This is a genomic window from Evansella vedderi (assembly GCF_030813435.1).
GTDB classification, from domain to species: Bacteria; Bacillota; Bacilli; order Bacillales; family Salisediminibacteriaceae; genus Evansella; species Evansella vedderi.
Genome location: NZ_JAUSUG010000046.1, coordinates 1 through 8,145 on the forward strand (window position 1 = coordinate 1; position 8,145 = coordinate 8,145).

Genomic DNA, 8,145 nt, shown 5'->3' on the forward strand with positions numbered 1-8,145 from the left:
ATCCATTATCAGAGGTGCGTCTACTATATAGGTGTTTATGAAATTTTGAGAATACGTGAGTATTCAGGAGATATTTTAACTTTATAGAGGGAGGTTGTTAATGTATGGAGAAAAGTAATATCAAACTAACCACTGCTGAAATCGCAACTCTTTGGAAAACATATATTCAAAACACAGCGTAAGGTGTTTTTACAAGCATTTTCTTCAATATCTTCAGGATGAAGAAATAAAATCAATCATTGAAGAAGTTGTGGTTATTGTAGAAACAATTATTGGGAAAATCGAAACAATTTTCGAAAAAGAAAACTTTCCAATACCAAAGGGATTTTCGGATAAAGATGTTGATTTATCAGCTCCTGCTCTTTACACAGACTCATTTGCATTAAGTTTTGTTTATCGTGGGGGGCAGGTAATTATACCTCACTATGCAAATGTCTTACAAAGAGTGACTCGTATCGATATTTATGAGTTTTTTTCAGAGTGTCAATACAGTGAGACGGAATTACATAAGAAAGCATTAACCCTTATGCTTTCAAAAGGATTAATGGATCGACCTCCAAATATGGAGTATCCAAAAGATGTTGAGTTTATTCAACATCAATCATCATTAGTTAACACTTGGTTAGGCGAGAAAAGACCTCTAAATACTTTAGAAATAACTGAACTTTTTATCGAAATCGAAAGAAATGCAATTGGTATTATCCTTTTGATGGGATTAATTCAGGTAACAAAAGATAAGGAAATTAAGGACTATTTCTTAAAAGGAAAAAAACTTGCTGAAAAGCAAATAGATACATTTGATAAACTATTGAAAGAAAATGATCATTTTATTGGATCCCCAGTGCCTATGGAGGTGACAAATTCAACAATTTCCCCATTTTCTGAAAGATTAATTCTGTTTACTATAGTTAATGCAAACCAAGTAGCTATTGCTGCTCTTGGGGATGCACTGTCTATATCAATGAGAAAAGATTTAGCAGCCCATTATTCCCTTATTGTAGCAGAGGTAATGAAGTACGGTGACGAAGGGCTTAAGCTTTTGATTGAAAGAGGTTGGATGGAGCAACCTCCACAACCCATTGACCGAAACGAATTTTATAAATCATAAATCAAATGTAAGGAGACAAACTTAATGGAACGATTGTTTATCTCAAATTGATGTATCAAATGAAACAAAATATGATACAGATGTTGTAATGTTTGCTGATGAAATGGTAGAAAGAGCAAGCTAAGAAAATGTTAACGATATAGTTGACGATAATTCAGGTAATAAGACTTCATTAAATTCTAAACATTTTTAAAAAACTGTCTTTATAGACAGTGTTTTATTTAACTAAACAGGTTGTAATTTAATAAGATAGTTTGAATTTCACAAAGTCACCCAAAATTGAAGACATTTATTACGCAGTAAGAGTCTACTACGAAAAAAAGACGATCACTTTGAATGTAATCGTCTGTGCAGGTCTCGAACGAAAGACTCCCCAAAGCGAACGAACTTTGGCACCTTCATAAAAGAAAAATAATTTTATGTTTCGCTTCTTGTCATCCATTTATTATAAACTACTGGAGCCTTAAACTTCCAATCATTCCTTCCCGTAAAAATAGGATAAAAAACACATGACTTTATCCTTTCCCTAAAACTTATGCTATTTGATTGGTTTTAACTCCCGTGTTGTAAGGCAAAGCGTTGTTGAACAATTCTTAATCTCATAAAAAATCCGATTGCTGCACATGCAAGTCCGAGTGAAATTCCAATCCACAAACCAAATGGACCTAATGTAGTAAACGCAGACAATGAATAGCCTGTTGGGATACCAATAATCCAATAAGAAATGAGCGCAATAATAAACGGTGCTTTTACATCCTTATATCCTCTTAGGACTCCTTGTAATCCAGATTGTGCAGCATCGAAAAGCTGATACACTATCGCAATAATTATAAATTGTCCAGCCATCGTAATTACCTCGGTGTCTGCTGTATAAAAAGCGGCGATGGATTCACGGAAAAAGTACATAAAGATAGCCCCTAAACCAAGGAAACCAATTCCACCCCAAACTCCCAAGCGTCCATACTGCTTTGCTGCCTCTATTTTTCCCGCACCAACAGAATAACCTACGACAATTGTTAATGCCATTGAAATACTTAACGGAATCATAAATATTAGCGTAGTAAAACTTAGTGCAACTTGATTTGCTGCGATAGCTACAGTGGAGAACATTGTCCCAATAATTAAGGTTACAGCGGAAAATATACTAGATTCAAAGAAGATGGACAAGCCAATCGGGATTCCAATAGACAGTTGTTCTTTCCAAGCTTTCCAAGAAGGTACGACCCATTTTACAAGAATCTTGTAATGTTTTATTGTGTCTATACGAAAGGTCATCCAAATGCTTAAAAACAAGATAATCCAATACGTGATTGCTGTGGCATAACCAGCACCAATCCCACCTAGGTTTGGCAAACCGAAATTCCCAAAAATAAACCCATAGTTTAATACTACATTAAACGGAACAGCTAATATGGTAATAATCATTGTAATTCTCGTATATCCTTGGCCGTCAAAAAAGTTGCGAAGGACATTGTTCAAGAATAAAGGAATGATCCCAATAGATAACCCAATTAGGTAATGAAAAGCAATATGATGAACATTGGGGTCAAGGTTCATTAACTGCAGCACTGGGTCAAGTGCTACACTACCTGTTACTAAGACAAGAATTGCTATTACAACGGACAAGTAGATAGCTTGTGTGACAGTGTAGGCAATTTTATCCTTTTGTCCACTCCCAATAAAGTGTGCAATAATCGGCGTTACTGCTAATAATATTCCGTTTATTCCCGTAAAGATCGGCAACCATATATTCGATCCGATAGCAACACCAGCTAAATCTTCTGTACCTACACGTCCTGACATTATCGTATCAACTAAGTTCATTGCAAACATACTAACTTGTGTCACCATAATGGGCCATAAGATAGAAAGAAATAAATTGACTTTTTTGTTCCAAGTTTCTGCATGATACATTTTTGCTCTCCTCAATATTTTCTATCTAATTTTAAGTAATGCCATGACATCTTAAATCCCCTACCAGATCTCCTTGAAAGTCTTCACCGCTATTTAAAGGACGGTTTCTCCTCTGTGAAGAAACGTCATTTTTCAGAATCTATGTTTGGTGGAAACCCAACTTCAGATTTGAGCCATTACAACTCTTCTGAAAGGAGCGAACTCACAAAAAATTTTATTCATTAATAGACCTCCTGAAATTGTATTTAATTAGTGTTTTTACAACTTTCAAACCTAACTTTGTATATACTAATGTATAGTGTTACCCTATAGTCAAGGAGGTGCCCCATGAATTTTTCAACTAAAGAAGGGTATTTTTCAACAGCTGAGTTCGCAAAACTAATTGGCGTAACAAAGCATACATTATTTCATTATGATAAAATGGGAGTTTTCTCTCCGAAAATTAAGCTTAAAAATAATTATAGACTCTATTCGTTCACTCAATTTGATACTTTTTTAGTATTATCTACATTAAAAGAATTGGGGATGAGTCTTAAAGAAATTAAAAGTTACTTAGACAAGAGAAATCCCAATGATTTTATCTTGCTCCTAGAAGAAAAAGAAAAGGAAATGGACGAGAAAATTGCTAAACTAACGCAGATGAAGAAACTTATCTCCAATAAGGCTAGTCAAACGAGGGAGTCTTTGACCATTAAAGGGGATCATATTTTTTTAACAAGAGAAGAAGAAGCATGCATGTTAGTAACGAATGCCCTCGAGGCAGAAGATTATAGGGATTTGGGTATTATTATTAGTAAACATATAGCTAATTGTAAAAATCAAGGATTATTGACACCAAGTTCAATAGGGCAAATCATTCACATAGACGATGTTAAAGCTAAGAATTATCTTAAATACTCCTTTTTCTTTACAAAAATAAACAGTATGGAATGTCAGAATACTCATCATAAAAAAGCAGGTGAGTATATAAATATACTTCATAATAATGGACTTTTCTCCACTAGCGATGCATATAAAAAAATACTTGAGTATGCTCAAACAAATAAGTTAATTCTAGACAGTTACTTCTACGAAGATATTATTTTAGATGAGTTATCTGTATATAGCTATGAGGATTATACAATAAAAATAAGTGTTAGAATCTCAGACTAAATGTGCCGAAAAACCTTAGTCCTTTTCGGCGCCTTCTTTCTGTTTGTTGCACAGTATTTAGTATAATACGAAAAGACGATCACTTTTAACATAATCGTCTCTTAGATGTTTCTATTACTAGTATATTTGTACTGCGTAACAAAAGATCATTTAATAAATGACAGCTTATGTTCAATTAAAGTTCCTATGCAAGAACATTGTCAGAATATTATAAAACTACAAAGGTCTTTAGGGGTGAATATTGAAATATAATAAAAGACATATAGAGAGTTTCAATATCTATGTTACATTAGGAGGTGCCGTTTGTTTAGAAAAATTCTTTTAGCAACTGATGGTTCAGAATATGCATTTCACGCGGCAACCACAGCATTAGAGATTGCAAAATTAAATCCAAAGGCACATATTCATATCGTTTATGTTATTGACATCTCAAATGCAAAGAGTGATATGTTACAGTATTGGAATTCAAATGGAGCAGATGAACAAAGAATGGAAAAAATAAAACCAATTGTTGACTTAATAATAGCCGCCAGAATCAACTATAGTATACATTTCCTTCGTGGTGAGCCAGGACCAATGCTCGTAAAATACGCAAACGAAGAGAGCTTTGATCTTGTTGTTGTTGGTAGTCGCGGAAAAAACAGATTCCAAGAGCTTTTACTTGGCAGTGTTAGTCACAAAGTTGCTAAGGGGGCAAATTGCCCTGTTATGATTGTAAAAACAAAAGAATTAAAACACCCAAAAAATGTAAGCACTCTCAAAGAGCATTTAAAACAAAATCAAAACATTTAATACATGGCTTTCTAAACACAAAAACATCCCTTTCACTCTTTATCGAAGGGGATGTTTTATGTTCATATATAAGCCTGCTCTATTTCACGATCATCACTGGACAAGCCACTCGCTTTGCCACTTTATGACTTACTCGACCTAATACCATCTCTCGAAGCTTATTTAACCAACGACTCCCTATAACAACTAAATCGAACTCATTTTCAATGGCACTTTTACAATTTCGGAACCTGGTTCACCGTGAACAACTTTTATTTCATATTGAACATTGGCACTTTTGCACTTTCTGCTATAAGTTTATTTTTTCAATTTCTTTCAATATCTAATGCATCCGAATGTATCAACACATCTGCCTTAGGCGTTAATCCATCGACAACATAAACAACGGTGAGCAATGCATCTTAACGAGTACTCGGAGCCATCAGCAGCAAGTAAAATAGTTTAAAACATTTTCGCTATCCCCTATGTAATATGTAAATAGAAATCCCTTTGCCAAGTTAACAAAGGGATTTTTTGATTATTACTTTTATTAATGCCCAGAAACTTTCGCATCCGGCTTATCGTGAACAGCTAGATTTTTCAGTAACATAGAACTCGATTCGTTTAAACCAGTTAAAGTAACATAAATATTGTTTTGTTTATACTTTAAGACAACTTTATCAATCGCTCCTACTGCTGAATCATCCCACAGGTGAGTCTCAGAAAGGTCAATTTCGACTTTTTCTACTTCATCTTTGAAGTTAAACGCGGCAACAAATTCTGTAACTGATGCAAAGAATAGCTGACCTCTTACACGGTAAACTTTCTTTTTACCTTCATTAACCATGATTGAAGTTACATAGACTTTAGAAATCTTAGCCGCAAAGAAAATCGCGCTTAAAATGATTCCCGTAAATACACCTTTGGAAAGGTCATGCGTAACAACAGTAACAGCCACTGTAGCTAACATAACAACAACGTCAGTTCTTGGTGTCACTCTTAATTGCTTTAATGAATTCCAATCAAACGTTCCAATTGAAACCATAATCATAACACCGACAAGAGCAGCCATTGGGATTTGGACAACTAATCCACCTAACACAATGATTAAGAACATGAGGAATACCCCAGCTACTAATGCTGATAATCTTCCCCGTCCACCAGATTTAACATTAATAACCGACTGACCAATCATCGCACAACCAGCCATACCGCCAAAAAATCCAGTTACAATATTAGCAATTCCCTGTCCTCGTGCTTCTTTATTTTTATCACTATCTGTATCTGTCATATCATCAACGATGGAAGCTGTTAATAATGATTCAAGCAAACCAACTATTGCTAACGCTAGCGCATAAGGAAAAATAATCATTAATGTTTCAAGTGTTAATGGAATCGATGGGATTAAAAACATCGGTAATGCTTGTGTTAATGTACCCATATCACCAACTGTTCCTACACCTAATCCAAACGTAATCGCAATCACTGTCATAAAAACAATCGCAACAAGTGGTGATGGTACAACCTTTGTAAATCTCGGTAAAATATAAATAATTGCAAGTGTTCCAGCTACCATTGCATACATAATCCATGACTCACCAACAAAATGCTGTAATTGAGCCATAAAAATTAAAATAGCCAAGGCATTTACGAAACCAACCATAACTGACCGAGGAATAAACTTCATATACTTTGCAACCTTAAATACACCAAATAAAATTTGTATAATTCCCGTTAAAATAGTCGCTGCTAATAAATACTGCAAACCATGCTCAGCAACTAATGTAATCATGAGTAACGCCATTGCACCTGTCGCAGCAGAAATCATCCCTGGACGACCACCAACAAACGCAATAACAACGGCAATACAAAATGACGCATATAACCCGACCATCGGATCTACACCTGCAATAATTGAAAAGGCAATCGCTTCTGGGATTAATGCTAGAGCGACAACAATCCCAGCCAATACGTCCCCCTTCACATTTCCAAACCATTCCTGTTTAATTTTTTCTAAATTCAATTTTACACCCTCTGCACTTTCTATTAGATTTTTTGATATAGGGATTACTTAAGCACCTTTCCACCCAAGGATTGAGTGCAGCGATCATGATCGCTTGTGACTTTCAACTCTCATGAAAGTCTGTCCGTTAATAACAAAGTGAATTGTAACACAGATATTAGTATAGAGAAATCTCTATGTAAGCGTACATCATTATACTTTTCCTTTATTTTTCTACTTTTTTCATAGTTTTATTGTGTTTTTCACAATTTAGACATATTTTTTCCTAATGAGTTACATTTGTTTAATATGAATTAAAATAATTCATAATAGACCGCTTAACTACCATTTTTATATAATCTAACATAATTACTTATAATTAATTATAAGTAATTATGTTATTTTTGCGTTTTTGAGGTATTTCAAACCTAGATATAGTATGATAATGGTTATGTGATATTGTTTGGTAAAAGTGCGAAACTGGTTGGTTTGGAGGGATACCAATGGAAAAAGAAATAATGACCGTTTCCCAAGTGGCTGAATATCTACAACTTAGTGAAATGACCACATATAAATTGGTTCAAGAAGGGAAAATTCCTGCATTTAAAATCGGTCGCCATTGGCGAGTCAAAAAAGATGATTTAAATGAGTTTATTGAGCGTCTAAAAAAGGGAGAAAGAATTTAACCCTATATAATTCCCTAAAATTAGAAAATGCCTTATGTTCTGTCATAAGGCATTTCACTCACTCTTATTCTGCTCCTAGCTTCACTCTTCCACTTTAATTGGTGGTGTAGGGAGAAGTGAGGTAATAAGAGCTAATAGTCGAATAAATAATTATCGTCAATAAAATAATTTGACCATATCCTCCGAATAAATCATAGGCAACACCAAAAGGCAGAGGTCCAAATGCCGAACCTACAACCGTTGCCGTCATCACAGCACCTTTAATGCTTCCTAAATGTTTTCTTCCAAAGTAGTTAGGCCAAATAATACTTAATACAATTCGTTCAATCCCATTAATAATTCCCCAAGTTATTCTAAATAAAATCGCCATAAAAGGATTCGATATACTTAGACTTTAAAAAACTATTAAAATATATCTATGTGAATGAATTTCACAATTCACTTTTTAAAAAAGCAAACACTCTCAGAATAATAGTTATACCGTTAAAAAATTTGATTTATTAACTTTGATG

General features: G+C 34.3%; 8 protein-coding genes. 4 read left to right on the top strand and 4 right to left on the bottom strand.

Going from position 1 to position 8,145, the window contains the following annotated elements; all coding sequences use genetic code 11:
* Window positions 1–151 precede the first annotated feature (151 nt).
* On the top strand, window positions 152–1,108 hold the full coding sequence (locus tag J2S74_RS26985; protein WP_307332776.1) for a DUF3231 family protein: 957 nt from the start codon (window positions 152–154) through the stop codon (window positions 1,106–1,108).
* A gap of 552 nt (window positions 1,109–1,660) precedes the next feature.
* Here J2S74_RS26985 and J2S74_RS26990 read toward each other — a convergent pair.
* Window positions 1,661–3,022, bottom strand: coding sequence for an MATE family efflux transporter (locus J2S74_RS26990; protein ID WP_307332778.1), 1,362 nt, complete (start codon window positions 3,020–3,022; stop codon window positions 1,661–1,663).
* A 327-nt stretch (window positions 3,023–3,349) separates the two neighbouring features.
* On the opposite strand from J2S74_RS26990, the gene J2S74_RS26995 reads away from it, so the two are divergent.
* On the top strand, window positions 3,350–4,174 hold the full coding sequence (locus J2S74_RS26995) for a MerR family transcriptional regulator (RefSeq protein WP_307332781.1): 825 nt from the start codon (window positions 3,350–3,352) through the stop codon (window positions 4,172–4,174).
* A gap of 303 nt (window positions 4,175–4,477) precedes the next feature.
* Window positions 4,478–4,966 (top strand): universal stress protein, encoded by a 489-nt coding sequence (locus J2S74_RS27000; RefSeq protein ID WP_307332784.1) that lies wholly within the window; start codon window positions 4,478–4,480, stop codon window positions 4,964–4,966.
* Window positions 4,967–5,045: 79 nt separating this feature from the next.
* On the opposite strand, the gene J2S74_RS27485 is transcribed toward J2S74_RS27000, so the two are convergent.
* Both J2S74_RS27485 and J2S74_RS27010 read right to left on the bottom strand, forming a co-directional pair.
* Entirely contained in the window at window positions 5,046–5,174 is a 129-nt protein-coding gene (locus J2S74_RS27485; RefSeq protein ID WP_370876089.1) for a universal stress protein, read from the bottom strand.
* Between the two features lie 321 nt (window positions 5,175–5,495).
* Window positions 5,496–6,968, bottom strand: a complete 1,473-nt coding sequence (locus J2S74_RS27010) for a SulP family inorganic anion transporter (RefSeq protein WP_307332786.1) — start codon at window positions 6,966–6,968, stop codon at window positions 5,496–5,498.
* A 482-nt stretch (window positions 6,969–7,450) separates the two neighbouring features.
* On the opposite strand from J2S74_RS27010, the gene J2S74_RS27015 reads away from it, so the two are divergent.
* Window positions 7,451–7,633, top strand: a complete 183-nt coding sequence (locus tag J2S74_RS27015; RefSeq protein ID WP_307332789.1) for a helix-turn-helix domain-containing protein — start codon at window positions 7,451–7,453, stop codon at window positions 7,631–7,633.
* A 94-nt stretch (window positions 7,634–7,727) separates the two neighbouring features.
* On the opposite strand, the gene J2S74_RS27020 is transcribed toward J2S74_RS27015, so the two are convergent.
* Window positions 7,728–8,003: a hypothetical protein gene (locus tag J2S74_RS27020; RefSeq protein ID WP_307332792.1), complete on the bottom strand. Its 276-nt coding sequence runs from the start codon at window positions 8,001–8,003 to the stop codon at window positions 7,728–7,730.
* Between the last annotated feature and the right edge of the window lie 142 nt (window positions 8,004–8,145).

Excerpts from the sequence above, each read along its gene's own strand:
- J2S74_RS27020 (WP_307332792.1), bottom strand. The coding sequence starts at position 8,003 with ATGGCGATTTTATTTAGAATAACTTGGGGAATTATTAATGGGATTGAA.
- J2S74_RS27015 (WP_307332789.1), top strand. The coding sequence starts at position 7,451 with ATGGAAAAAGAAATAATGACCGTTTCCCAAGTGGCTGAATATCTACAA.
- J2S74_RS26990 (WP_307332778.1), bottom strand. The coding sequence starts at position 3,022 with ATGTATCATGCAGAAACTTGGAACAAAAAAGTCAATTTATTTCTTTCT.
- J2S74_RS26995 (WP_307332781.1), top strand. The coding sequence starts at position 3,350 with ATGAATTTTTCAACTAAAGAAGGGTATTTTTCAACAGCTGAGTTCGCA.